A 504-nucleotide genomic window follows, 5' to 3' on the forward strand; every position below is an offset into this window, starting at 1 on the left:
TCTAGATTAGTCTAGGATCTTCGCAACAACACCAGCACCTACTGTACGACCACCTTCACGGATTGCGAAACGTAGACCTTCGTCCATCGCAATCGGAGCAATTAGCTCAACTTTGAATTTAAGGTTGTCACCAGGCATTACCATTTCTACGCCTTCTGGAAGCTCTACAGCACCAGTTACGTCAGTTGTACGGAAGTAGAACTGTGGACGATAGCCTTTGAAGAATGGAGTATGACGGCCACCTTCATCTTTAGACAATACGTACACTTCTGCTTCGAACTTAGTGTGTGGGTTGATTGAACCAGGCTTAGCTAGTACTTGTCCACGCTCTACGTCATCACGCTTAGTACCACGTAGTAGTACACCAACGTTCTCACCAGCACGACCTTCGTCTAGAAGCTTACGGAACATTTCAACACCAGTACAAGTCGTCTTAACAGTATCTTTGATACCAACGATTTCTACTTCTTCACCAACTTTAACAATACCTTGCTCAACACGGCC

1 protein-coding gene is annotated in these 504 nt (G+C 45.4%); it reads right to left on the reverse strand.

The features are described from left to right. Positions 1-6 precede the first annotated feature (6 nt). Positions 7-504 (reverse strand): EF-Tu C-terminal domain-related protein (locus GTQ48_RS17485; protein ID WP_275405646.1); only part of this gene is annotated, 498 nt, incomplete at its 5' end.

The organism is Alteromonas genovensis (assembly GCF_010500895.1).
Classification (GTDB): domain Bacteria; phylum Pseudomonadota; class Gammaproteobacteria; order Enterobacterales; family Alteromonadaceae; genus Alteromonas; species Alteromonas genovensis.